We start from the raw sequence: 23400 nt of genomic DNA on the forward strand, positions 1-23400 counted from the left end.
TTGGGGATCGTGGGCAACGCCGCCGTTCGGGCGGCTATCGCTGCGTTCTTCGTTTTCGTCTTGCTCGTCGGCATACATGCTCCTCATTGACATGCTATGCCTCACACACAAAATTTCGGACAGGCTCGACCGCCATCTCCAGCAGCTGCGCCATCGCATGGTCGAAGGTGCCCAGCTGCACCAGTTCGGCCGGCTTGAGCGGGTCGCTGCGGAACTTGCGGATCGACACCGCCGGTCCCTTGATGACCAGCGGCTCGATGACCACGTTGATGCGCCCGCCGTCGGGCAGCCGCGCATCGACCATCGGATTGGATTCGTCGAGCCGCCGGCCGATCGGCGCGAGAATGCGGCGCACGATGCGCAGCAGATGGTCCTCGTCGGTGAAGCGCAGCGTCTCCTTCTGCAGGATGCCGCGCCGCGACACGTAGACTTGGTCGCTGCCGTTGATGAGGATGTCCTCGACGGCCGGGTCGTGCAGCAGGTCTTCCAGCGGACCCAGGCCCGCCAGCTCCTTGGTGAGCGCGTCGGCCACGAGCTGCGTCTCGCGCTCGTTGATCGGCACGCGCTGGAGGCGGACGAAGCTGTCGAGCTCCAGTTCGACGAACTGCCGGATCGCCGCGCGCGACCAGCGGCCGAACTCGGCGCCCAGCTCCTCCACCCGGCCCAGCAGGTGCTCGTGCGCCCACGACTTGATGTTCTGGAACTGCTGCGACTGGGCAAAGGCCTCGTTGTCGTCGGCGAACTCGATGCCGTTGCTCATGTCATTTCCACTTGCCGGTGATCTGGTGCATCAGCGACGACCAGCGGTCGGCCGCCGTCGCCGCCGTCGTGGCTCCGGCCGGGCGGCGCTGCGGCGCCAGCGTGCGCACGATCGCCTGCAGCGCCTGCACATAGGGGTCGCTGCGCGCCGTCTGCGACAGCAGCGCGCCCCGGTTGGCGGCGGCCAGCAGCGCCGTGTGCCGCGCCGGCAACACCGGGCCCAACGCCAGGCCCAGCCGCGAGGCGATGTCGCGCGGCGCCAGGCTGACCTGCGCGTCGTACCGGTTGACCAGCAGCGCGAAGGCGGAGGTGTCCACGCCGCGCTCGCGCAGCTCCTTGAGCTGCGCCGCGGTGGAGACGATGGAGCCGATGCCCTGGTCGCAGACCACCCAGACCCGGTCGGCCTCCTTCACCGTCTGCGCGATGAAATCCACCGTGCCGAAGCCGCCGAGATCGACCACCTGGTAGTCGAAGAAGTCCACGAGCCGGCGGATCAGCGAGACCGACTCGGCGTGCGAGATCTCGCGCACCTGCGCGAGGCTGGCGGGCAGCGGCAGCACCGCGGCGCCGCTGCCGTGGTGGGCGAGCGCGGTCTGCAGCAGCGTTGGGTCCAGCCGGCGCAGGTTGACCACGCCATCGACGAAGCTGAACTCGCTTTGCAGGTTGAGGTAGAGCAGGCCGTCGCGCGCCGGCAGCCCGAGGTCGAGCAGGGCCACCGCCTGCCGCGGGGCCGGCTGGGATGCCGGCTGTGCGCGGTCCCGCGGCTGCGCCGCCGGCGCGAACTGCTCGGCCAGCATCGCCGCGAGATGGGTGGCGAAGGTCGTCACCCCCAGGCCGGCGCGCGCGCCCAGCACCACCAGGGCACGGCCGCGCTCCACGGCCTTCTGCCCGGTGCGGCGCTCCATCAGGGCCGCGAGCGTGGGCACCACGGCGTCGGGCGAGCCGGCGAGGTCCACGAAGTCGTTGACGCCGGCGCGCAGCGCGGCCAGCGTGCTGGCCGCATCGCTCACCACGCCGGCGGCCAGGACGGGCAGCTGCGGCCAGTCGCGGCGCAGCGCCTGCACGAGCGCGGCGGAGCGCTCGGCCGCGTCGGCCGAGAAGTCGAGGAAGACCGCCTGCGGCTGCAGCAGGGTGATGCGCTCTTCGAGCACGGCGGCGCTGGGCAGGGCCGGGACGACGGCGCCATAGTGGCCGATCGCGTCGGACAGCCAGGTAATGCGCGAGCCGTTCTCCGTGGCGAACAGGTAGGTGCCCTCGCCGAAGTCGGCGGGGCGGTGGTCATGGCGGGCGTTCATGGGAGGTAGGCGGAGCATCAGCGGGAAAAGCCGGGCACCGCATCCTCCTGCGCCCCGAGCAGGTAGCTGCGCCACACCGGGCCGTCGCGCTGCTCCGAGCGCGCGCCGGGCAGCTGCGCGTCGATCGGCGTGCCGCGCGCCAGCGGCTGCACCAGCCGCGGCGTGACCACGAACACCAGTTCGCGCTCATCCTGCTGGTACTGCAGGCGCTTGAAGAAGGGGCCGAGCACTGGCAGGTCACCCAGCAGCGGCACCTTGTCCACGCCCGATGCCGTGTTGCGGCTCACCAGCCCGCCAATCACGAAACTCTCGCCGTCGCCCAGCTCCACCGTGGTGTCGGCCTGCCGCGTCTTGATCGCCGGGATCAGGATGCTGTTGGTGGTCACGGCGTTGGTGTAGTCCAGCTCGCTGGCCTCGGGTGCCACCTTGAGCACGATGCGGTCGTCGGCCAGCACCGTGGGCGAGACGGTCAGCCCGATGCCGAATTTCTTCCACTGCACGCTGGTGGCGCCCAGGGTGGACGAGGTGGGGATCGGTATCTCGCCGCCGGCCAGGAAGTTGGCGCTCTGCCCCGACAGCGTCACCAGTGTCGGCGCGGCCAGCACGCGGGCCAGGTTGTTCGATTCGAGCAGCTGCAGGTTCAGCCCGATGTCGGCGCGGCCGAAATTGAGCAGCAGCGAGAACGCCTGCGACAGCGGTGTGGCGTTGGCGGTGTCGAGCGCGCCGCCCGATCCGAACACCGTATTGCTGGCGCCGCCCGGGGAAAGCACGCCAAAGCTGAAGCCGTGGCGGTTGGTCGCGGTGCTGAACAGGTTGAGGCCGGCCTTGTGCAGCACCGACTTGCTGAATTCCACCACCCGCACGTCCACCTGCACGGTGCTGCTGCGCAGCGCGATGCGCGAGCGGTCGAACAGCAGGTCGTCCTTGGCACGGGCGGCCCCGGCCTCGGCCAGGGCTTCCTGGTGCGCCGGCAGGCCGGGCACCTCGGCATCGAGCCGCTGCACGCGGCGCGCCACCGTCAGCGCGTAGACCTGCGCCGGGCCGCCGCCGCGCGGCCACAGCAGCAGCGTCGTGCTGCCGCCGGCCAGCGGCGTGATCAGTACCCGTGCTGCCGGCTGCCCCGCGCGGGCGCGTGTCAACGTCACACTGGCCACCGATTCGTCACCGATGGCGATCCGTTCGAGCCCCGCCTCCACCGTCAGCTCGTGCGGGGTGCCGACGGTCAGCGACAGCGGGATGGCGGCAGCGGCCGGGGCGGCAGCCAGCGCCGCTACGGCGCAGAGCAGGCCCGCCGCAGCGGCCGGTCGCGCGGCGAAGGGCGAGGCGGTGGAACGGCGGTGGATCGGCATGGATTCCTTGGCGGCAGCGGATGGTGCGGGGCGAGAGCGGGAAGGGCGGGCCTTCATGGGACATTTCTCATGAGTTCTGCTTCCTTTGCGCCCGGTGTTTCTTCTTCAGTAGCGCAGCGTGTCGCGCTTGGCGCCGTGGATGAACTCCACGGCCGCGGCCTGGGGCACGGGCGCCGACGTGCGGGCGGGCGCGCGCGGCAGCGGCGGGGCGGCGGGGCGGCTGCCGCCGCGCGGCGCGGTGCCGCCGGCGGCCAGGTCGGCCAGGGCCAGGCCGGAGCGGGCGTCGTCGATCGGTGCCAGCGGCGGGGCGCTGCGGCTGGCGGCGGTCCTCACGGCCGCCGCGGGCCTGCCAAACGCGGTCGCCGGCGGCAGCCAGGCCGACAGGCCCGGGTCAGGCTCGGTCGTGTCGCTGGGGTTGCGCAGCGCCAGTACCAGATGGCCGTGGGCCTCGCCCAGGGCCAGGCGGTTGATCTCGGCCACCGGCACGGCCAGCACCGCCGTGCGTGCGGCCTCGCTGCGCCCGCCCTGCTGTTGCGCGGCCGGGGTCGTGCCGGGCGGGGCGGCGTCGGTCAGTCCGTCGAGCGACGAACCGCCGTAGGCCAGCACCTTCTTGCGCGCCAGCAGCAGCCGGGCCTGGCTGCGGTCGATCTCGCCGTTGTCGCGGCGCAGCAGGAAGAACACGTCCACGTAGTCTCCCGGGCGCACCCGGTGGCCGGCGGCCGAGGCTTCGTCCACCTTGACCGCGACCGCGCGTTCGCCTTCGGCCACGCGGTTGGCCAAGCCCGTGGCCAATTGCTGGCGCAGCACGGGCGTGCCAGCGCCGAGGTCGAACACCGGCACCTGTCCGGCCAGCGCCTCCACCGTGCGGAAAGCGCCCGGCGGGTCGATGGGAAGCGTGGTCACCTTCAGGTCGCCGGCCTTGAGCGGCTGGCCGGCCGGCACGGCCGCGGTGGTGACCACCACGTCGAAGGCGGCCTGAGGCGCGGCCGCCCGCGCGCCGGCGGCCGGCGCCGGCGCGCGGGCTGGCGGGCGCTGGGCGAGAAACCACGCATAGCCGCCCAGCGCCACGGCGAGCAGAACCAGGACGACGGCGAAGATCTGGGCGAAACGTGGCATGGCAGGTGCTTCGGTTCTTCAAAGGGTGGTGCTGTATTGCGCGACGGCGTTGCCGTACAGCTTCGGGGGAGTGGGCAGTTTCAGGAGGCTGCCGAGCAGATGGGGTACGAGCGGGTGTTCCGCGTAGTCATAGGTCAGCGTCACCTCGATACAGCCCACGCCCGTGACGGTGGGGCACTTGGCAGCGGGCGCCGGCTGGGGGCTGCAGGTGATCGAGGCGCCGACCTGGTTGAATACCTGCACGAGCGCCAGCGCCGTGGTGCACGACAGATCCCGCCGGCTCGGTTCATCCTTCTGGTAGCGCACGGCCGCCCGCGCGCCCTCGGCGGCGGCCAGCGTCAGGGTCTGCTGGGCTGTGAATATCAGTCCGTAGGTGATGATTCCGTAGAACAGCAGGAAGAAGGCCGGAAAGAGGAGCGCGAACTCGACGGCCGCCGCACCCGCCTGCTGGCGGCGGGGCGGGCAGGCGCGGTGCCGGTCCCGCATGGCGCGCTGTTGGCGGTGGCGTGGATCGGCGGTACGCATGATGGCTGGGGTTCCCTCGGTGTGTGTGGCCGGTGCGGCTGATGTCGTTGTGTTTGCTTGTCCTTGCGTGCTTGCCGATGGCGCGCCGTCTGTCTGCCTATCCCGCCGGCAGCGCCGCCAGAGGCGGTCCCAGCGCCAGGGCGGCGACGGCCAGATAGCTGCCGTACGGCACCGGCCGCAGGCGTGGCTGCCGCGCGCCCTGCCCCTGTTGCGGCGCAGCGGGAGCAGGGCGGCGCCCGGCCAGCAGCGGTGCGAGCCAGGCCCACCAGGCGGTATTGCGCGTGGCCACGATGAGCAGCGCATGCAGCCCGGCCAGCACGCTGGCTGCGGCCCAGATGGTCAGCAGCGGGCGCCAGCCCAGCGCCAGGCCCAGCACGGCGGCGAACTTGACGTCGCCGGCTCCCATGAGGCCGGTGGCGTAGAACACCAGTAGAGCGGCCAGCGCCATGGCTGCCCCCAGCAGACCCGGGACGATGCCCGTGCCCCAGGGCAGCCGTCCCGCGCCTGTGGCGTACAGCACAGCCAGCACGATTACCGTGCCGAGCAGCAGCCGGTTGGGGATACGGCGCTGGAGGCCATCCCCCAGCGCGACGGCGGCAAGGAACAGCGCCCAGGGAAGGACCCAAGCGGTGTGGTCCGACACACGGGACACTGCTAGGCAGGCCCCTCAGGAGGCGCCCAGAGCTGTCAGCTTGGTCACGATCGTTCCGTAAAAAGTGGCCAGAGCGCTGCGGACACTTTCGAGGGAGACGATCAGTCCCACAGCGATCAGGCCAACGATCAGGGCGTACTCGATCGCCGTGGCGCCTTCTTCGTCGCGCACGAATTGAAGAAAGATTTCTTTACGCATGGTGCTCTCCTTGCCGGGAATGATGAAGGTTCAGTGAATGATACTTCAGAAATAAAAATGTTTCCTATGCTTACGACAATATTTAGGAGCGGATTGTTACGTCGAGTCAATCAAAGTTCGCGCAGCGGTAGGGAGTTGGAAACAATTTGCGAAAGCCACTGTGGCGTCGCAACCGGTGTTTCGCCCCCGTGCGCCCGGACACGGGGCGGTGCTGTCAGGGCGCTTCCGCCGCAGCTATCCGCGCCTGGATGGTCCGCGCCCGCCCGGCCACATAGGCCGACTGCGGCAGCCGCTCGAAGTACTTCGGCCGCGGCAGCATCACGGCCAGGCGGGCCGCCTCGTAGGCGGTGAGGCGCGCGGCCGGCTTGCGGAAGTAGCGCTGCGCCGCCGCTTCGGCGCCGAAGATGCCCTCGCCCCATTCGACGCTGTTGAGGTACAGCTCCAGGATGCGGCGCTTGGACAGCAAGGTTTCCAGCAGCACCGTGACGACGAGCTCCTGCCCCTTGCGCAGCATCGTGCGCTCGCCCGAGAGGAACAGGTTCTTGGCCAGCTGCTGGGTGATGGTGGAGCCGCCGCGGATGCGCGGCGGCCGGTTGCCCGCGCGGGCCCGGCGGCTGCCCCGGTAGGCACGTTCTTCGGCCTGCTCCTGGGCTGCGGCGTTGGTCTGCCAAGCCTTCTCGACCGCGGTCCAGTCCACGCCGTCGTGGTTGGCGAAGCCGCTGTCTTCCGAGGCGATCACGGCGCGCTTCAAGGTGTTGGGCAGCTGCGTGTACGGCACCCATTCCTGGCGCCAGCGGCCGATGTCGCCGCTGCGCGCGAGGCGCAGCGCCTCGGAGCGCTGGAACGCGGTGGATTGCGGGTCGGCCACCGCCATGAGCGCGATGCGCGCGGCGAAATAGAGCTGCAGCGCCAGCCCGGCCAGCAGGGCCAGGGTGATCCAGCGCAGCAGCGGCTTCATGGTCGTCAGGCGCCGACGGCCTGGGGGACGAGGGCACGCAACTCCGCCAGCACGGCCGCGGCCGGCGGCCGCACGCCGCGCCAGAAGGCGAAGGATTCGGCCGCCTGCTCGACCAGCATGCCCAGGCCGTCGCGCGGCACGGCGCCGTGCTGCCGGGCCCAGGCGAGGAAGCCGCCGGCCGGCTCGCCGTACATCATGTCCACGACCAGCGCACCGGGGCGCAGCACGCCGGCCGCGACCGGCACGCCGCCGCCGGCCAGGCTGCTGGCCGTGCCGTTGACGACCACGTCGTAGGCGGCGCCGGCATCGGCCAGGCCGGCTGCGGCCAGCACGACGCCGTGGGCCTGTGCGATGGCGGCATGGCTTGCGATCAGCGCACAGGCCTTGCCGGCCGTGCGGTTGACGACCGTGATCTGCGCCGGGCCGGCGGCGATCAGCGGGCCCAGCACGCCGGCGGCCGCGCCGCCCGCGCCCACCAGCAGCACCCGCTGCCGGGCCAGCGCGACGCCGGCGTTGTGCTCGATGTCGGCCACGAGGCCGGCGCCATCCGTGTTGTCGGCGGCGATGCGGCCATCGGCCTCGAAGCGCAGCGTGTTGGCCGCGCCGGCCAGGCGGGCGCGGTCGGTCGGCGCCTGGGCGAGCGCGAAGGCGTCGAACTTGAAGGGCACGGTCACGTTGCAGCCGCGGCCGCCGGCAGCGGCGAACGCGCGCACCGCGGCGACGAAGCCGTCGAGCGGTGCGAGCAGCCGGTCGTAGGCGACGGCCTCGCCGGTCAGCGCGGCGAAGCGGCCGTGGATCCAGGGCGAGCGGCTGTGTTCGACCGGGTTGCCGATGACGCGGTATTGATCGAAGGGCATGTATGGGGGTATGTCTCTGAAGCGGGCGACTGTCGCGCGCGTTGGGCTGTTACGTGCGGGGGTATCTGCTGCTCAGCGCACCGTCGTCTCAAGCGTCGCGTCGCGTGTGAACCGGAAGCGCGAGACCACGACGATCTGGTCGGCCTGCCGCCGCATCGCCGCGGTGCAGGCGCCGAACGGCCCGGCGCCGCGCGCGATGGCCTCGGCCCGGCGGTCGAGCAGCTTGTTGCCCGAGCCTTGCACGATCTCGGTGTCGATCACCCGGCCGTCGTGGTTGACGGTGAGCGTCATGATCAATTCGCCATAGAGCTTGCGGCCGCCCTGTTCGGGGAAGTTCTGCGTGCCGCGGTCTTCCACCTTGCGGCGCAGGCCGTCGTAGTAGATGGCGTAGACCTCCTCGCGCGTGGCCGGGCTGATGTAGTGCTTGCGCGGGCGGGCGTTTTCCTCGTTGATGCGGCGCTCGATCTCGGCCAGCAGCTTGACGAGCTGGCGCCGGCGTTCTTCCTGCGACTGGTTGTCGGTGCTCTGGCTGGGCGCGTGCGGGTCGGGCGGCGGCAGCGTGGCGAGCTGGCGGCGCAGCTGGGCGAGCAGCTGGGTCTGCTGCTCCTGCAGCGTGTCCATGCGGCGCTGGGCTTCCTCCAGGCTGTCGCCGACGCTGGTCAGCGCCGCGGAGGGCAGCGGGCTGGTGGCGCGGCCCTGGGGCCCGTCGCCGCCGCCGGCCAGCGCGCTCTGCGCGATGGCCTGGGCCTTGTCCGGGCGCTGCCCGTTGGCGCGGGCGTTGACCAGGATGACTTCGAGCGGCGTGTCCTGGAACACCCGCTCGAACGCCGCCGGGTCGGCGAAGCGCACCGCCAGCAGCGCCGCATGCACCGCCACGGAGGCCCCCAGGGCGATCTGCAGGGTGGAGAGCGGGCGGAGGCGGGCGAGCAGGGTCACGGGCGCGGATTATCGCTACGCGCCGCCGCCGGCCGTCGGTGCATCGGCCTCGTTCACGTCGACCGCGATGGCGATCGGGCCGGCGATCGGCTCGTCGTCCTCGGCGGCTTCCCCGGCCGCGCTGTCGGCGTCGCTGTCGTCGGCCAGCACCTCGATGACGGTGCCGTTCACGTCGAGCGCGATCTCGTCGATCTCGCCCAGGCGCACGCGCACCCGCGCGCCGCGGGCCAGCGCCTGCGCGCCCAGGGCCGGCAGCACCAGCGGCAGGTTCTCTGCGCGCACCAGCACGCCGCCGCCGGGCAGGTTGTCCCGGACCACGCTGGCGGTCAGCTCGGTGATGCCGTTCTGGCGCAGGTACTGCAGCGTCCAGAAGCGCTCCATGTTGGCCTGGTGGGTGTTGTAGGCGCCGTAGGCCGCATCGAAGGCCGAGAGGATGGAGAACAGCTCGGCGTCCTTGGGACGGAACGGCGCGGCCAGCGCGGCGGTGCGGCCGTGGCGCACGGCGGCGATGATCTGCCACTGGTTGACCAGGTCGACGTAGCGGCGCAGCGGCGAGGTGCTCCAGGCGTAGCTGGCCACGCCGATGCCCGCGTGCGGCAGCGCCTTGGTGCCCATGCGCACCTTCACGCCGGGTGCGAGGCTGGCCTGGCTGCGGTAGAGGCCGGGCACGCCCAGCTCGCCGAGCCAGCTGCCCCAGGTGCTGTTGGCCAGAATGGCGGCCTCGGCCACGATCAGGTCCAGCGGCGCGCCGCGGCGGCGCGTGGTGATCTCCACGCGCTCGTCGCCGCGCGGGCCCTCGTCGCCGGCCACGCCGTCGAGGCGGAAGCTGTAGTCCGGGCGGCTGAAGTTCTCGGGCTTGCCGCGCACGACTTCGCGCCGGGCCTTGAGATGCTTCGCGAGGCGGTGCAGGAAGGCGAGTTCGGACCGCAGCGCGAGCAGCTCGGGCGGCGCGCCCTCGGGCTGGAGCGGCGCGTCGGCCAGCCAGGGCTCGGTCACGATGTGGTCGAGCCTGTCGTGGCGCAGGTTGTGGACCACGGGCACGCGCTCCAGGCGCGTCTGGCTCGCGGCGATCTCCAGCGTGGCCTCGTCGAAGGTCACGTAGAGCGACACGGCCGGCCGCGCGGAGCCGGCGCCGAGCGTGTAGATCTGCACCACCTCGTCGGGCAGCATGGTGATCTTGTGGCCGGGCATGTAAACGGTCGACAGGCGCGTGCGGCCCAGCTGGTCGAGCGCGCTGCCGGGCTGGATCGCCAGCCCCGGCGCCGCGATGTGGATGCCCACGGTGACCTGCCCGCTGCCGAGGCCGCGCACCGACAGCGCGTCGTCGATCTCGGTCGTGGCCGAATCGTCGATCGAATACGCCTGCACGTCGGCCACCGGCAGGTCCTCCGGCGGCTGCGGCGCGGTGACGGCCGGAAAGCCGGTGCCCTTCGGGAAGTTCTCGAACAGGAAGCGCTGCCAATGGAACTGGTAGGCCGAGTCGATCGCGCCGGCGGCCTGCAGCAGCGCCAACGGCGCGGTCTGCGTGGCGCGCGCGGCCTCGACCACGGCCTTGTATTCAGGCGCGTTCCTGTCGGGCTTGAAGAGGATCCTGTAGAGCTGGTCGCGCACCGGCCGCGGGCACTGTCCGGCAACCAGCTCGCCGGCCCAGGCATCGATCTGCGCCTGGAGCTGCTTCTTCTTCTCGATGCCGGCCAGCGCCTGCTGGAGGATCTCGGCCGGCGCCTTCCTGAAGCGGCCCTTGCCGGCGCGGCGGAAATAATGCGGCGCCTCGAACAGGCGCAGCAGCGCGGCGGCCTGCTGCACCAGCGTGGCATGGTCGCCGAAGTAGTCGCTGGCCAGGTCGGCGAAGGCGAATTCGTCCTCGGGCGCGAATTCCCAGGCCAGGTCCAGCTCGATCTCCTGGGCCTGCACGGCGGCCTGGGCCAGCAGCTCGGCCGGCGTGGGCTTGTCGAACTTCAGCAGGATGTTGGCGGCCTTGACCTTGACCCGCTTGCCCGAGTCCAGCTCGATCTGGGCCGAGCTTTCCGCCTCGGAAAGGATGCGGCCGGCGTGGAACTTGCCGGCTTCTTCGTACAGTGCGTGCATGGGGCGGATTGTCCCACGCGCGCCGGGCGCCGCCTGGCCGGCGGCTGCGCCTGACGCAGGGATGTCGCGATTTGTCCTGGGGTATGGGTCCGAAGCGGTTGGGGGAGGAGCGCTTGGGGCTGGTAAAGGGGGGAGTATTTAGCGCGCCAGTTGCAGGAAGTCGAACACCTCGTCGATCTGGCTGGCGAAATCGTCCAGCGCATGGTTGCTGCCGTCGAGCAGCCGCAGGCGGGCATGCGCGCAGCGCGCGGCCATCTCGCGCCAGTCGAGCACCTCGTCGCCCTTCGCGATCACGGCAAAGGCCGGCGCTGCCGGCGGCTCGCCGCGCACGTCGAGCGCACGCAGTTCGTCGATGTACTCCGCGCGGAAGAAGACGCGCTCCTCGGGCGATTGCCACACCGGGTGTTCGCCGATGTAGCGGGCCAGGTCGCGCGCCGGGTCCACGGCCGGGTTCAGCAGCACGCTGGGGCACCGCATCCGCTGCGCCACCCAGCCCGCATAGAAGCCGCCGAGCGAGGAGCCGATCACCGCCATCGCCGCCCGCGGCCAGCCGGCGATGCCGCCAGCCACCATCGCCATCGCCTGCCGCGGCGAAGGCGGCAGCTGCGGGCACCAGAAGGTCACGGCCGGATGGTCGCGCGCCACCCGCTCGGCCACCATGCGGGCCTTGGCCGAGCGCGGCGAGGAACGGAAGCCGTGGAGGTAGAGCAGGTGGGTGGTGGCGGGCATGGCGGTGGTGCTGGCGCAAGAAGGCGATGCGTGTGCCGGCTCAGCCGCCGCGCTGCAGGAACCGCCTGAATGCCTCCAGCGTCGCGTCGCTCACATGGTGCTCGATGCCCTCGGCGTCGCGCCGGGCCGAGTCCTCGTCCACGCCCAGTGCCAGCAGGGTCTTCTCGACCAGCTGGTGGCGGGCCCGGCTGGCCTCGGCCAGCCGCTGGCCCGCTTCGGTCAGCAGCGTGCCGCGGTAGCGCTGCCGCACCACGTAGCCGCCGTCGGCCAGGCGCTGGAGCATCTTGGCCACGGTGGGCTGCTTCACGCCGATACGTGCCGCGATATCCACCTGCCGGGCCTCGCCCGTTTCGCGCAGCAGGTCGGCGATCAGCTCGACGTAATCGTCCACGCGCTCCTGCCGGTGCGCCCGGCGGACCTGCCGGAAGCTCTCGACCTGCACGGCGGCCTCGGGAAGATCGGTCGCCTGCGCAAAGCTGTACATCGTCTTGTGCATTGGAGTGGTCATGGTCGTCCATCACAGGCCGGCGGGCGCGGCGGCATGCGTGCATGCGGCGCGCAATATATACCAAGGCGGAATTTCATAGCCCCGGCTATAATCCGGCGGCACGCAGCCGACCGGCCGGCCATCCCCGTGGATGCGGGGACGCCGTGCGGTTCAGCCACGCAGATCTCTTCAATGGAGACATCCAGCCATGGCTATTGCTTCTCCCGGACGGCGTACGCTGGTCCTCTCGACGCTGGCCGCCGCCGTTGCCGCGCCCCGCGCGGCGTGGTCGCAAGGCAGTCCCTTCAAGGTCGTCACCACCTTCACCATCATTGCCGACATGGCCCGCAACGTGGCCGGCGATGCGGCCGCCGTCGAGTCGATCACCCGGCCCGGCGCCGAAATCCACGACTACCAGCCCACGCCCGGCGACCTGGTCCGGGCGCAGGGAGCGCAGCTGATCCTGTGGAACGGCTTCAACCTGGAGCGGTGGTTCGAGAAGTTCTTCCAGCGCCTCAAGGGCGTGCCCAGTGCGGTGGTCTCCAAAGGCGTCGAGCCGATCGGCATCGGCGAGGGCCCCTACCGCGGAAAGCCCAATCCGCATGCCTGGATGTCGCCGAGCGCCGCCGCGGTCTACGTGGACAACATCCGCGATGCGCTGGCACGCCACGACCCGGCCCGCGCCGCCGACTACCGGACCCGTGCCGAAAGCTACAAGCAGCGCATCGCCGCGACGGCCGAGCCGATCCGTCGGCGGCTCGCGGCGCTGCCGCCCGAGCGGCGCTGGCTGGTCACCTCCGAGGGAGCGTTCAGCTATCTCGCGCGCGACTTCGGCCTCAGGGAGCTGTACCTCTGGCCGATCAACGCGGACCAGCAGGGCACGCCGCAGCAGGTGCGCAAGGTCATCGATGCGGTGAAGGCCCACGGCATCCGCGCGGTGTTCAGCGAAAGCACCGTCTCGGCGGCGCCGGCCCGGCAGGTGGCACGCGAGACGGGCGCGCGCTATGGCGGCGTACTCTACGTCGACTCGCTCAGCGGGCCGTCGGGCCCGGTGCCGACCTACCTCGATCTGCTGCGGGGGACGTCCGAGACGATCGCCCGCGGCCTGGAGTCATGAGCCCCGCCTGGCCGCCCGAAGACGCGCCGGCGGGCAGCGGCCCGGGCCTGCGCGTGCAGGGGGTGACGGTGGTCTACCGCAACGGCCACACCGCCCTGCGCGACGCGAGCTTCGAGATCCCCCGCGGCACCCTCACTGCGCTGGTGGGTGTCAACGGCAGCGGCAAGTCCACCCTGTTCAAGGCCATCATGGGCCTGCTTCGGCCGGTGCGCGGCAGCATCTCGCTGCTCGGCGGTTCGATCGACGAGGCCATCGGCGCCCGCCGGATCTCCTACGTGCCGCAGAGCGAGGACGTCGACTGGAGTTTCCCCGTGCTGGTCGAGGACGTCGTGATGATGGGCCGCTACGGCCACATGGGCTTCCTGCGCATCGCGCGCCGGCAGGACCGGCAGGCCGTCGACCTGGCGCTTGCCCGCGTCGGACTCGCGGACCTGCGCCGCCGGCAGATCGGCGAACTCTCCGGCGGGCAGCAGAAGCGCGTGTTCCTCGCCCGCGCGCTGGCGCAGGACGCGCAGGTCATCCTGCTCGACGAGCCGTTCACGGGCGTGGACGTCCAGACCGAGGATGCGATCATCCAGCTGCTGCAGTCTCTGCGCGACGAGGGCCGCGTGATGCTGGTGTCCACCCACAACCTGGGCAGCGTGCCCGAGTTCTGCGATCGCACGATCCTGCTCGACCGCACGGTGCTGGCTGCAGGGCCGACGCCGCAGGTCTTCACGCGGGCCAACCTGGAGCGGGCCTTCGGCGGCATGCTGCGACACTTCGACGTGCCCGACGGCGGCGCGGCCGGCGCCGGCAGCGTGGGCATCCTCACCGACGACGAGCGCCCGCTCGTGCTGCGCGACGGCCGCTCGATGGTGCGCGCGGCGTCGCCCGGGGAGCGCCCGTGACGCCGGCCTGGCTCCAGCCGTTCGAATACGGCTACATGCTCAACGCCATCGGCGTCTCCACACTGGTCGGCGCCGTGTGCGCCTTCCTCTCGTGCTACCTGATGCTCAAGGGCTGGTCGCTGATCGGCGACGCGCTCTCGCACGCGATCGTGCCGGGCGTCGCCGGAGCCTACCTGCTCGGGCTGTCGTTCTCCGCGGGCGCCTTCCTGGCCGGCGGGCTGGCCGCCGGTGCGATGGTGTTCCTGCAGCAGCGCACGCGGCTCAAGCAGGACGTGATCATCGGGCTGATCTTCTCGTCGTTCTTCGGCCTGGGCCTTTTCATGGTCTCGCTCGCGCCGGCCGCAGTAAACGTGCAGACCATCGTCATGGGCAACATCCTGGCCGTCTCGCCGGGCGACACCCGCCAGCTCGTCCTGATCGGCGCGGTCTGCCTGGCCGTGCTCGCGCTCAAGTGGCGCGATCTGCTGGTGGTGTTCTTCGACGAGAGCCATGCCCGGTCCATCGGCCTGCGGCCGGTGCTGCTCAAGGGCGTCTTCTTCGCGCTGCTGTCGGCATGCACCGTCGCGGCGCTGCAGACCGTCGGCGCCCTCCTCGTGGTCGCGATGATCGTGACGCCGGGCGCCACAGCCTACCTGCTGAGCGACCGCTTCGCGCGCGTGATCGCGATCGCCGTGTTCATCGGGGCGGCCACCGGCTTCGCCGGCGCCTATGCCAGCTGCTTCCTCAACGGGGCGACCGGCGGCGTCATCGTCGTGCTGCAGACGCTGGTCTTCCTCGCAGTCTTCCTCGCCGCGCCGAAGCACGGACTGTGGGCGGGCCGCCGGCTGGCCCGCCGCGCGGCGGCGCAGGAAGAGGAGCCGGCATGAACCCGGCATCGCTGTGGGCGCCGCTGCAGCTCGACTTCATGCAGCAGGCGCTGCTCATCGCGGCCCTGGTCGCGGTGCCGACGGCCCTGCTGTCGTGCTTTCTCGTCCTCAAGGGCTGGGCGCTGATGGGCGACGCCATCTCGCATGCCGTATTCCCCGGCGTGGTGGTGGCCTATGTCGTCGGCCTTCCCTATGCCGTGGGCGCCTTCGCCGCGGGCATCGCCTGCGCCCTGGCGACCGGCTATCTCAAGGACAACAGCCGCGTCAAGCAGGACACGGTGATGGGCATCGTCTTCTCGGGCATGTTCGCCGCCGGGCTGCTGCTCTACACCGCCATCGAAAGCGACGTGCACCTGGAGCACATCCTCTTCGGCAACATCATGGGTGTGGGCTGGCGCGACATCGGCGAGAGCGCGGCGATCGCCCTGGCCGTGGGCGGCTGGATCCTGCTCAAGTGGAAGGACCTCCTGCTCCATGCCTTCAGCCCCATCCAGGCGCGGACCGTCGGCCTGCACACGGGACTGCTGCACTATGGCCTGCTGGCGGCCATATCGCTGGCCGTCGTGGGCGCGCTGAAGGCCGTGGGCATCGTGCTGTCCATTTCGCTGCTCATCGCGCCTGGAGCGATCGCCTTCCTGCTGACGAGGCGCTTGTCCGCGATGCTCGCAGCGGCGGCGGCCATCGGCCTGGCGGCGGCGCTGGGCGGCGTATACCTGAGCTTCTTCCTCGACAGTGCGCCCGCGCCTACCGTGGTGCTGGTGCTCTTCATCGCATTCCTGCTCGCGCTCGGATGCCGCCGGCAACGCGCACGCTGATGCACCGTTTCCGAGGTGCTGTGGAGGGCCGGCGCGGAGGTCCGATAATCGCGCCCCATGTCCGCCGTGTTCGACAAGCCGTCCCTGCCCCAGCGCATCCTTCCGTTCTTCCAGGGCTTCGACCCGTGGCTGCTCCTCGCCGTGCTGCTGCTCGCCGGAATCGGGCTGGTGACCATGTATTCCTCGGGATACGACCATGGCACGCGCTTCTACGACCATGCCCGCAACATGGTGCTTGCCGCGGGCATCATGTTCGTCGTCGCCCAGGTGCCGCCGCAGCGGCTCATGGCACTGGCCGTGCCGCTCTACCTGGCGGGCGTGGCGCTGCTGGTGGCGGTGGCGCTGTTCGGCATCACCAAGAAGGGCGCGCAGCGCTGGCTCAACGTGGGCGTCGTCGTCCAGCCCAGCGAACTGCTCAAGATCGCCATGCCGCTGATGCTGGCCTGGTGGTTCCAGAAGCGCGAAGGCGCGCTGCGGCCGGTGGATTTCGCCGCGGCGCTGGCGCTGCTGGTCGTGCCGGTGGGGTTGATCATGAAGCAGCCCGACCTGGGCACCGCGCTGCTGGTGCTGGCCGCGGGCCTGTCGGTGATCTTCTTCGCCGGCCTGAGCTGGAAGCTGGTGCTGCCGCCGGTGCTCATCGGCGCCGTCGCCGTCGGCCTGGTCGTCTGGTTCGAGCCCAGCCTGTGCGCCGACGGCGTGCGCTGGCCGGTGCTGCACGACTACCAGCAGCAGCGCATCTGCACGCTGCTCGATCCGACGCGCGACCCGCTGGGCAAGGGCTTCCACATCATCCAGGGCATGATCGCGATCGGCTCGGGCGGACCCTTCGGCAAGGGCTTCATGGAGGGTACGCAGACCCACCTGGAGTTCATTCCCGAGCGCACGACCGATTTCATCTTCGCCGCCTATTCCGAGGAGTTCGGCCTGGCTGGCAACCTGCTGCTGATCGCGGGCTGCCTGTTCCTGGTGTTCCGCGGCCTGCTCATCGCACTGGAGGCTCCCACGCTGTTCTCGCGGCTGCTGGCCGGCGCGGTGGCGATGATCTTCTTCACCTACGCCTTCGTGAACATGGGCATGGTCAGCGGCATCCTGCCGGTGGTGGGCGTGCCGCTGCCGTTCGTGAGCTACGGCGGCACGGCGATGGCCACGCTGGGGCTCGCGTTGGGCATCCTGATGTCGATCGCGCGGGCCCGCAGGCTCAGTCTGCCGTAGCCAACACGGCTTCGACCGCGCGGCCGATGCGCAGCACCCGGGCGTCGGCGCCGTGCAGCCCGGCGACCGACAGGCCCACGGGCAGCGCGCCCGGCTCCCCGCAGGGCAGCGTCAGCGCGCAGCCGTCGAAGAAGTTCAGCACCGACGGGTTGCGCAGCGCGAGCGCGTTGGTGGCGGAGAACCGGTCGTCGTCCGCTTCCAGTTCCGCGAGCGGGGACGCCAGCAGCGGTACGGTCGGCAGCAGCCAGGCGTCGAAGCCCTGCAGCCGCGCGCGGGCTGGTGCAGGGCAGCCAAGCGCGCACGCTGAACCTGCCAAGCCTCGGCCGTGACCAGGCCGCCGGCGGCGTTGATGCCCGGCAGTTCGTTCAGTTCGGGAAAGGCGAAGCGCTCGATGCGTGCGCCGCCCTCGGCCAGGCGCTGCAGCGATTGCTCGAAGGCGGCGGCCACGGCCGGCTCCAGCCCTTCGGCGACGAAGTCGTCGGTCACGTCCAGCCGCAGGCCGGCGGGCGGCACGGCCCGGGTGTCGAGCGGCTCGCCGCTCAGCACGGCGTCGAGGATCGCGCCGCGCCGTCGGCTTGAAGCCGGTCAGTCCGCAGAAGGTCGACGGGATGCGCGCCGAGCCGCCGGTGTCGGTCCCAGTGCGGCCGAGGCCAGGCCGATCGCCACCGAGGTGGCCGCGCCGACGCTCGACCCGCGGCGATGCGCGTGCCGCGGTGCGGATTGAGCCCGAGTCCGGAGAAGGCGAATTCGCTGAGGTTGGTGCGCCCAAGCAGCACCGCGCCGGCCGCGCGCAGGCGCGCGACAACCGGGGCGTCGGCGGCTGCCGGCACGTTGCCGACCAGCACGGCCGAGCCGGCCGTGGTGACCTGGCCCTGCACATTGAACAGGTCCTTGACGGAGACCGGCAGGCCGGCCAGCAGCGAAGGCGCCTGCCCGGCAGCGCGCCGTGTCGCTCGCGCGCGCCGCGGCCAGCGCGGCCGCGGCATCGACCGGCGCCACGTAGGTGCGCCCGCCGGCGGCCACGTGGTCGCCGATGCGCGCCAGGGCTTCCCCGACGAGTGCTTCGCTGGTTGTGGTTCCGCGCGCAAAGGCATCGGCCTGGGCGCGCAGCGGCGCGGTCAGCAGGGAACCGGGGGCACGGCGGCCTCGATGAAAGAAAGAGCGACCAGGCGATATACCACGCGCCGCGCACGTCGATGCGCCGGCTTCTAGAATGGCTGGATGATCTCCCGCGAACCCACCATCGAACGCCTCGCCACCGCCCGCCAGCTGCTGCTGGAGCCCTTCGGCCTGGACGAAACCCATCTCGCGCGCGCCCTGGCCGAGATCCGCGCGCACCGCGTCGACGACGCCGACCTGTACTTCCAGTACACGCGCCACGAAGGCTGGAGCCTGGAAGAGGGTATCGTCAAGACCGGCTCCTTCAGCATCGATCAGGGCGTGGGCGTGCGCGCCGTGGCCGGCGAGAAGACGGCGTTCGCCTATTCCGACGACATCTCGTGGGCTTCGCTGCTCGATGCCGCGCACACCGTGCGCGCGATCAGCGCGGCCTCGGGCGTCGGCCGCGTGAAGGTCGTGCCGCGCAAGGTTGCTAAGGCCCGCTCGCTCTACGAGGGGCTCGACCCGATCGCCACGCTCGACAGCGCGGCCAAGATCGCGCTGCTCGGCCGCGTCGAGACGCTGGCGCGCGGCAAGGATCCGCGCGTCTCGCAGGTCATGGCCGGGCTTGCGGCCGAATACGACGTGGTGCTGGTTGCGCGCGCCGACGGCACGCTGGCCGCCGACGTGCGCCCGCTGGTGCGCCTGTCGGTCACGGTGATCGCCGAGCAGGGCGGCCGGCGCGAGGTCGGCTCCTCGGGCGGCGGCGGGCGCTTCGGTCTGGCGCACTTCGACGATGAACTCATCGCCAAGTATGTGGACGAGGCGGTCAAATCGGCGCTGGTCAACCTCGATTCGCGTCCGGCCCCGGCCGGCGAGATGACCGTGGTGCTCGGCCCCGGCTGGCCCGGCGTACTGCTGCACGAGGCCGTGGGCCACGGGCTCGAAGGCGACTTCAACCGCAAGGGTTCGAGCGCCTTCAGCGGCCGCATCGGCCAGCGCGTGGCGGCCAAGGGCGTCACGGTGCTCGACGACGGCACGATTGCCGACCGCCGCGGCTCGCTCAACATCGACGACGAAGGCCATGCGAGCCAGCGCAACGTGCTGATCGAAGATGGCATCTTGAAGGGCTACATCCAGGATTCGCTCAACGCGCGCCTCATGGGCGTGGCGCCGACCGGCAACGGCCGCCGCGAAAGCTATGCCCACGTGCCGATGCCGCGCATGACCAACACCTACATGCTCGGCGGCGGCAAGGACCCGCAGGAGATCGTCGCGAGCATCAAGAAAGGGCTCTACGCGGTCAACTTCGGCGGCGGGCAGGTCGACATCACCTCGGGCAAGTTCGTCTTCTCGGCGAGCGAGGCCTACTGGGTCGAGAACGGCAAGATCCAGTACCCGGTCAAGGGCGCGACCATCGTCGGCAGCGGCCCCGAGTCGCTCAAGAAGGTGAGCCTGATCGGCAACGACCTCGCGCTCGACAGCGGCGTCGGCACCTGCGGCAAGGAAGGCCAGAGCGTGCCGGTCGGCGTGGGCCAGCCGACGCTGCGTATCGACGGGCTGACGGTCGGCGGCACGGCCTGAGGCGGCCGCCTTCCTCTTCTCAATAGCCCGCGCCGGGCCGCGCAGGCGCCGAAGCCGTCGGCGCGCCGCCGAACTGCGTGCGCAGACGGCGCGCGGCGTTCACGAAGATCAGCACGTCCACGCCCACGGCCACGAAGGTGCAGCCGAGGTCGAGGTAGCGCTGCGCGAGCGCCGGGTCCGAGGTCAGCGTGCCTGCGGCCTTGCCGCTCGCGACGATGGTCTTCATCGCGCCTTCGATGGCCGCCTGCACCTCCGGGTGGCCGGGGTTGCCGCGGTGGCCGAGCGAGGCCGCGAGGTCCGCCGGGCCGATGAAGACGCCGTGCACGCCGTCGACGGCGCAGCTGGCCTCCAGGTTGGCGAGCGCGGTCGCGCTCTCGGCCTGCACCAGCAGGCAGACCTCGTCGTCGGCCGTGGCCAGGTAGTCGCCGCGCGCGCTCCATCGCGAGGCGCGGCCCACTGCGCTGCCCACGCCGCGGATGCCGCGCGGCGGGTAGTGCGTGGCCGCGGCGACGGCACGGGCCTGCTCGGCCGTATCGACCATCGGCACCAGCAGCGTCTTCGCACCGATGTCGAGCATCTGCTTGATCAGCGCGGGACTGCCTTCGACCACGCGCACCGCGGGCTGCGACGGGTGCGGCGCCACGGCCTGCAGCGCGGCCAGCGTGCTGCGCAGGTCGTTCGGCGCATGCTCGCCGTCGATCAGCAGCCAGTCGTAGCCGGCGGTGGCGGCGGCCTCGGCGAGGTACGGGTCGGCCATGGAGAGCCACAGGCCGATCTGCGGTCGGCGAGGGCGGTCGACGGGCGCGGCATCGCACTGCGCTCGCTGTGGGACGTGGGGCCCCACCTGCAGGCGGGCCGGCTGGTGCAGCTGCTGCCCGACTGGCAGCAGGAGGCCAACATCTGGGCCGTGTACCCCACGCGGCTGAACCTGTCGGCCAAGGTGCGCGTGTGCGTGGAGTTCCTGCAGGAGCACTTCCGCCAGGCGCCGGGCCCGTGGGGCGGGCCCTAGCATGCCGGGGCGAATTCGCGGCCGCCGAGGGGCCAGATGGCGCTGGCGTCGAGGCGGCGGCTGTGCTACATTGGCCGCCATGGTTTCCCGCGCTTTCGCCTACTTCTACTTTTGGTTCTTGGTCCCAGGCGGACGAGAGGCGAGCGCGTAGGCACCCGAAACCTCCCGAAGACAACCGCCGCAGCTGCAAAAGCCCGGCGGTTTTTCTTTGCCCGCCTTCACACCCACATCATCCACGACTCCTGGAGCTTCCATGACCGCCAAAGTCCACCAGCCCGCCAGCGACAGCTGGTATGCGCCGTCCGTCGAAAAAACCGGCCAGACCGACAACGAACGCATCCAGGAAATCACCGTGCTGCCGCCTCCCGAACACCTGATCCGCTTCTTCCCCATCCGTGGCACGGCCACCGAGTCGCTGATCGCGCAGACGCGGCGCAACATCCACGAGATCATCGCGGGGCGCGACGACCGGCTGCTGGTGGTGGTGGGTCCGTGCTCGATCCACGATCCGAAGGCCGCGGTCGAATACGCCGAGCGCCTCGTGGAGGAGCGCAGGAAGTACGCCGACACGCTGGAGATCGTGATGCGCGTCTATTTCGAGAAGCCGCGCACCACCGTGGGCTGGAAGGGCCTCATCAACGACCCCTACCTCGACGAGAGCTTCCGCATCGACGAGGGACTGCGCATCGCGCGCCAACTGCTCATCGAGATCAACCGCCTGGGCCTGCCGGCTGGCAGCGAGTTCCTCGACGTGATCTCGCCGCAGTACATCGGCGACCTGATCTCCTGGGGCGCGATCGGCGCGCGCACCACCGAAAGCCAGGTGCACCGCGAGCTGGCCTCGGGCATCTCGGCGCCGATCGGCTTCAAGAACGGCACCGACGGCAACATCCGCATCGCCACCGACGCGATCCAGGCTGCCGCGCGCGGCCACCATTTCCTCTCGGTGCACAAGAACGGCCAGGTCGCGATCGTGCAGACCCGCGGCAACAAGGACTGCCACGTGATCCTGCGCGGCGGCAAGGCGCCCAACTACGACGCCGACAGCGTCGCCACCGCCTGCCAGCAACTGACCGCGGCCCACCTGCCGGCTACGCTGATGGTCGACTGCAGCCATGCCAACAGCAGCAAGCAGCACCAGCGCCAGATCGATGTGGCGCGCGACATCGCGGGCCAGGTCGCGGGCGGCTCGTGCAACATCTTCGGCCTGATGGTCGAGAGCCACCTCAAGGCCGGCGCGCAGAAGTTCTCGCCGGGCAAGGACGACGTGGCCGCGCTGGCCTATGGCCAGAGCATCACCGACGCCTGCCTGGGCTGGGACGATTCGCAGGACGTGCTCGCGCTGCTGTCCGAAGCGGTGCAGACGCGCCGCGACGCGGTCCGCGCTGCAGCCTAGGGGATATACGCTCACAGCGCTTGAGTGAAAAGCGCTGTGAGCGTATAGGGCTGGGAGTATATTAGGCAGCTCGCGTCGCGAGTGCGTCGAGCAGCTTGCCGTGGATGCCGCCGAAGCCGCCATTGCTCATGCAGACCACCTGGTCGCCCGGGCGCGCGGCGGCAGCGACCCGCGCCACGAGCGCCTCGACCGATCCGGCCGTCACCGCGCGGCCGCCGAGCGGCGCGAGCGCGGCCGCCGCGTCCCAGTCGAGCCCGCCGGTGTGGCAGAAGGCGAGGTCGGCCGCCTCCAGGCTCCAGGGCAGCTGGGCTTTCATGGTGCCGAGCTTCATCGTGTTGCTGCGCGGCTCGAACACCGCGAGGATGCGCGTGCCAGGGCCGACGCGCCGCCGCAGCCCGTCGAGCGTGGTACGGATCGCCGTCGGATGGTGGGCGAAGTCGTCGTACACGGTGACGCCGCCGGCCGTGCCGCGAACCTCCATGCGCCGGCGCACGTTGCGGAAGGCGGACAGCGCCGCGGCCGCCTCGGCCGGATCGACGCCCACGTGCTCTGCCGCCGCGATCGCCGCGAGCGCGTTCAACTGGTTGTGCACGCCGCCGAGCGCCCAGTCCACCGTGCCCACGCGCGCGCCGCGCCGCAGCACGTCGAAGCGGTGCGGCTCGCCCTCGGCCGTGAAGTCGCTCGCCGCCGCGCCGAAGCTCGCCACTTCGCTCCAGCAGCCCTGGCCGAGTACGCGCGCCAGGCTTTCCTCCAGCCCGTTGACGACGATGCGGCCGGTGGACGGCACGGTGCGCACCAGGTGGTGGAACTGCCGCTCGATCGCCGCGAGATCCTCGAAGATGTCGGCGTGGTCGAACTCCAGGTTGTTCAGCACCGCCGTGCGCGGGCGGTAGTGCACGAACTTGCTGCGCTTGGCGAAGAAGGCGGTGTCGTATTCGTCGGCCTCGATGACGAAGGCATTCTGCGAGCCCAGCCTCGCCGAGACGCCGAAGTCCAGCGGTACGCCGCCGACCAGGAATCCCGGCTGCCGGCCCGCGCGCTCCAGCGCCCAGGCCAGCATCGATGTCGTGGTGGTCTTGCCGTGCGTGCCGGCCACGGCCAGCACGTGGCGGCCCTGGAGCACGTGCTCGGCGAGCCACTGCGGGCCGCTGGTGTAGCGCGCGCCGGTGTCGAGGATCGCTTCCATCAGCGGGAACTTCGGCGTCCCATCGTCCAGCCTTGTACGGCTCACCACGTTGCCGACCACGAACACGTCGGGCTTCAGCGCCAGCTGGTCGGCACCATAGCCCTCGATCAGATCGATGCCGAGCGCGCGCAACTGGTCGCTCATGGGCGGGTAGACGCCGGCGTCGCAGCCGGTGACCTGGTGGCCGGCCTCGCGGGCCAGCGCGGCCGCGCCGCCCATGAAGGTGCCGCAGATGCCGAGGATGTGGATATGCATGGGCCGCGATTCTAGGTTGCCGC

General features: G+C 71.0%; 21 protein-coding genes and 3 pseudogenes. 8 read left to right on the forward strand and 16 right to left on the reverse strand.

Going from position 1 to position 23400, the window contains the following annotated elements:
- Positions 1–124: 124 nt before the first annotated feature.
- The 13 genes and pseudogenes from GAK38_RS12395 to mntR form a co-directional block, all read right to left on the reverse strand.
- A pseudogene (locus tag GAK38_RS12395) lies at positions 125–760 on the reverse strand (ATPase, T2SS/T4P/T4SS family); the annotation flags it as partial.
- A gap of 1 nt (position 761) precedes the next feature.
- Positions 762–2054: an AAA family ATPase gene (locus GAK38_RS12400; protein WP_325344541.1), complete on the reverse strand. Its 1293-nt coding sequence runs from the start codon at positions 2052–2054 to the stop codon at positions 762–764.
- A 17-nt stretch (positions 2055–2071) separates the two neighbouring features.
- Positions 2072–3403 carry a type II and III secretion system protein family protein gene (locus GAK38_RS12405; protein ID WP_325344543.1) on the reverse strand — a complete coding sequence of 444 codons (1332 nt, stop codon included), beginning with the start codon at positions 3401–3403 and terminating at the stop codon, positions 2072–2074.
- 105 nt (positions 3404–3508) lie between these two features.
- Positions 3509–4519, reverse strand: a complete 1011-nt coding sequence (gene cpaB, locus GAK38_RS12410) for a Flp pilus assembly protein CpaB (RefSeq protein WP_325344545.1) — start codon at positions 4517–4519, stop codon at positions 3509–3511.
- Positions 4520–4537: 18 nt separating this feature from the next.
- Complete coding sequence (locus GAK38_RS12415) at positions 4538–5005, reverse strand: TadE/TadG family type IV pilus assembly protein (protein WP_443089211.1); 468 nt, start codon at positions 5003–5005, stop codon at positions 4538–4540.
- 136 nt (positions 5006–5141) lie between these two features.
- Positions 5142–5687 carry an A24 family peptidase gene (locus GAK38_RS12420; protein ID WP_325344549.1) on the reverse strand — a complete coding sequence of 182 codons (546 nt, stop codon included), beginning with the start codon at positions 5685–5687 and terminating at the stop codon, positions 5142–5144.
- Positions 5688–5711: 24 nt separating this feature from the next.
- Positions 5712–5894, reverse strand: coding sequence for a Flp family type IVb pilin (locus GAK38_RS12425; protein ID WP_325344551.1), 183 nt, complete (start codon positions 5892–5894; stop codon positions 5712–5714).
- A gap of 214 nt (positions 5895–6108) precedes the next feature.
- Positions 6109–6852, reverse strand: a complete 744-nt coding sequence (mtgA, locus tag GAK38_RS12430; RefSeq protein WP_325344553.1) for a monofunctional biosynthetic peptidoglycan transglycosylase — start codon at positions 6850–6852, stop codon at positions 6109–6111.
- Positions 6853–6857: 5 nt separating this feature from the next.
- Positions 6858–7709 (reverse strand): shikimate dehydrogenase, encoded by an 852-nt coding sequence (gene aroE / locus GAK38_RS12435; protein WP_325344555.1) that lies wholly within the window; start codon positions 7707–7709, stop codon positions 6858–6860.
- 72 nt (positions 7710–7781) lie between these two features.
- Positions 7782–8645: an energy transducer TonB gene (locus tag GAK38_RS12440; RefSeq protein ID WP_325344557.1), complete on the reverse strand. Its 864-nt coding sequence runs from the start codon at positions 8643–8645 to the stop codon at positions 7782–7784.
- Positions 8646–8660: 15 nt separating this feature from the next.
- Entirely contained in the window at positions 8661–10733 is a 2073-nt protein-coding gene (locus GAK38_RS12445; protein WP_325344559.1) for a ribonuclease catalytic domain-containing protein, read from the reverse strand.
- A gap of 138 nt (positions 10734–10871) precedes the next feature.
- Positions 10872–11462 carry a YqiA/YcfP family alpha/beta fold hydrolase gene (locus GAK38_RS12450; RefSeq protein ID WP_325344561.1) on the reverse strand — a complete coding sequence of 197 codons (591 nt, stop codon included), beginning with the start codon at positions 11460–11462 and terminating at the stop codon, positions 10872–10874.
- Between the two features lie 40 nt (positions 11463–11502).
- A complete protein-coding gene (gene mntR, locus GAK38_RS12455; RefSeq protein ID WP_325344563.1) occupies positions 11503–11970 on the reverse strand; it encodes a manganese-binding transcriptional regulator MntR in 468 nt (155 codons plus the stop codon).
- Positions 11971–12157: 187 nt separating this feature from the next.
- Here mntR and GAK38_RS12460 point away from each other — a divergent pair, with 187 nt between their 5' ends.
- Genes GAK38_RS12460 through rodA form a run of 5 tightly spaced genes read left to right on the forward strand, consistent with a single transcriptional unit; the run spans position 12158 to position 16849 of the window.
- The gene (locus tag GAK38_RS12460; RefSeq protein WP_325344564.1) at positions 12158–13066 is read left to right on the forward strand and encodes a metal ABC transporter substrate-binding protein; all 909 of its coding nucleotides are present in this window, start codon (positions 12158–12160) and stop codon (positions 13064–13066) included.
- Positions 13063–13956: a manganese/iron ABC transporter ATP-binding protein gene (locus tag GAK38_RS12465; RefSeq protein ID WP_325344565.1), complete on the forward strand. Its 894-nt coding sequence runs from the start codon at positions 13063–13065 to the stop codon at positions 13954–13956. The genes GAK38_RS12460 and GAK38_RS12465 overlap by 4 nt, the downstream gene beginning before the upstream one ends.
- Positions 13953–14822 carry a metal ABC transporter permease gene (locus GAK38_RS12470; RefSeq protein ID WP_325344567.1) on the forward strand — a complete coding sequence of 290 codons (870 nt, stop codon included), beginning with the start codon at positions 13953–13955 and terminating at the stop codon, positions 14820–14822. The genes GAK38_RS12465 and GAK38_RS12470 overlap by 4 nt, the downstream gene beginning before the upstream one ends.
- Positions 14819–15637: a metal ABC transporter permease gene (locus GAK38_RS12475; protein ID WP_325344568.1), complete on the forward strand. Its 819-nt coding sequence runs from the start codon at positions 14819–14821 to the stop codon at positions 15635–15637. Before GAK38_RS12470 ends, GAK38_RS12475 begins: the two co-directional genes overlap by 4 nt.
- A 57-nt stretch (positions 15638–15694) precedes the next feature.
- Positions 15695–16849: a rod shape-determining protein RodA gene (gene rodA / locus GAK38_RS12480; RefSeq protein WP_325344569.1), complete on the forward strand. Its 1155-nt coding sequence runs from the start codon at positions 15695–15697 to the stop codon at positions 16847–16849.
- Here the strand turns inward: rodA and GAK38_RS23935 are convergent.
- Positions 16836–17971, reverse strand: a pseudogene (locus tag GAK38_RS23935) (amidase family protein). The gene rodA and the pseudogene GAK38_RS23935 overlap by 14 nt on opposite strands.
- A gap of 99 nt (positions 17972–18070) precedes the next feature.
- Between GAK38_RS23935 and tldD the strand changes: the two are divergent.
- On the forward strand, positions 18071–19531 hold the full coding sequence (gene tldD, locus GAK38_RS12500) for a metalloprotease TldD (protein WP_325344575.1): 1461 nt from the start codon (positions 18071–18073) through the stop codon (positions 19529–19531).
- A 19-nt stretch (positions 19532–19550) separates the two neighbouring features.
- On the opposite strand, the gene GAK38_RS12505 is transcribed toward tldD, so the two are convergent.
- Entirely contained in the window at positions 19551–20375 is an 825-nt protein-coding gene (locus tag GAK38_RS12505; protein WP_325344577.1) for an HpcH/HpaI aldolase/citrate lyase family protein, read from the reverse strand.
- Between GAK38_RS12505 and GAK38_RS12510 the strand changes: the two are divergent.
- Positions 20322–20540 (forward strand): annotated as a pseudogene (locus GAK38_RS12510) (LysR substrate-binding domain-containing protein); the annotation flags it as partial. The gene GAK38_RS12505 and the pseudogene GAK38_RS12510 sit on opposite strands and share 54 nt — an antisense overlap.
- A gap of 253 nt (positions 20541–20793) precedes the next feature.
- A complete protein-coding gene (locus GAK38_RS12515; RefSeq protein ID WP_325344579.1) occupies positions 20794–21936 on the forward strand; it encodes a 3-deoxy-7-phosphoheptulonate synthase in 1143 nt (380 codons plus the stop codon).
- A 61-nt stretch (positions 21937–21997) separates the two neighbouring features.
- Here the strand turns inward: GAK38_RS12515 and mpl are convergent, their stop codons facing one another.
- Positions 21998–23377 (reverse strand): UDP-N-acetylmuramate:L-alanyl-gamma-D-glutamyl-meso-diaminopimelate ligase, encoded by a 1380-nt coding sequence (gene mpl, locus GAK38_RS12520; RefSeq protein ID WP_325344581.1) that lies wholly within the window; start codon positions 23375–23377, stop codon positions 21998–22000.
- Positions 23378–23400: the final 23 nt, after the last annotated feature.

This window comes from Xylophilus sp. (genome assembly GCA_009914555.1).
Lineage (GTDB): Bacteria > Pseudomonadota > Gammaproteobacteria > Burkholderiales > Burkholderiaceae_C > WNDY01.

What these genes read in the sequence shown, in the direction of transcription:
- mtgA (WP_325344553.1), bottom strand. Translation starts at nt 6,852, where the DNA reads ATGAAGCCGCTGCTGCGCTGGATCACCCTGGCCCTGCTGGCCGGGCTG.
- mpl (WP_325344581.1), bottom strand. Translation starts at nt 23,377, where the DNA reads ATGCATATCCACATCCTCGGCATCTGCGGCACCTTCATGGGCGGCGCG.
- GAK38_RS12415 (WP_443089211.1), bottom strand. Translation starts at nt 5,005, where the DNA reads ATGCGGGACCGGCACCGCGCCTGCCCGCCCCGCCGCCAGCAGGCGGGT.
- GAK38_RS12515 (WP_325344579.1), top strand. Translation starts at nt 20,794, where the DNA reads ATGACCGCCAAAGTCCACCAGCCCGCCAGCGACAGCTGGTATGCGCCG.
- GAK38_RS12460 (WP_325344564.1), top strand. Translation starts at nt 12,158, where the DNA reads ATGGCTATTGCTTCTCCCGGACGGCGTACGCTGGTCCTCTCGACGCTG.
- GAK38_RS12475 (WP_325344568.1), top strand. Translation starts at nt 14,819, where the DNA reads ATGAACCCGGCATCGCTGTGGGCGCCGCTGCAGCTCGACTTCATGCAG.
- GAK38_RS12445 (WP_325344559.1), bottom strand. Translation starts at nt 10,733, where the DNA reads ATGCACGCACTGTACGAAGAAGCCGGCAAGTTCCACGCCGGCCGCATC.
- GAK38_RS12425 (WP_325344551.1), bottom strand. Translation starts at nt 5,894, where the DNA reads ATGCGTAAAGAAATCTTTCTTCAATTCGTGCGCGACGAAGAAGGCGCC.
- cpaB (WP_325344545.1), bottom strand. Translation starts at nt 4,519, where the DNA reads ATGCCACGTTTCGCCCAGATCTTCGCCGTCGTCCTGGTTCTGCTCGCC.
- GAK38_RS12450 (WP_325344561.1), bottom strand. Translation starts at nt 11,462, where the DNA reads ATGCCCGCCACCACCCACCTGCTCTACCTCCACGGCTTCCGTTCCTCG.
- GAK38_RS12465 (WP_325344565.1), top strand. Translation starts at nt 13,063, where the DNA reads ATGAGCCCCGCCTGGCCGCCCGAAGACGCGCCGGCGGGCAGCGGCCCG.
- tldD (WP_325344575.1), top strand. Translation starts at nt 18,071, where the DNA reads ATGATCTCCCGCGAACCCACCATCGAACGCCTCGCCACCGCCCGCCAG.
- rodA (WP_325344569.1), top strand. Translation starts at nt 15,695, where the DNA reads ATGTCCGCCGTGTTCGACAAGCCGTCCCTGCCCCAGCGCATCCTTCCG.
- mntR (WP_325344563.1), bottom strand. Translation starts at nt 11,970, where the DNA reads ATGACCACTCCAATGCACAAGACGATGTACAGCTTTGCGCAGGCGACC.
- GAK38_RS12405 (WP_325344543.1), bottom strand. Translation starts at nt 3,403, where the DNA reads ATGCCGATCCACCGCCGTTCCACCGCCTCGCCCTTCGCCGCGCGACCG.
- aroE (WP_325344555.1), bottom strand. Translation starts at nt 7,709, where the DNA reads ATGCCCTTCGATCAATACCGCGTCATCGGCAACCCGGTCGAACACAGC.
- GAK38_RS12400 (WP_325344541.1), bottom strand. Translation starts at nt 2,054, where the DNA reads ATGAACGCCCGCCATGACCACCGCCCCGCCGACTTCGGCGAGGGCACC.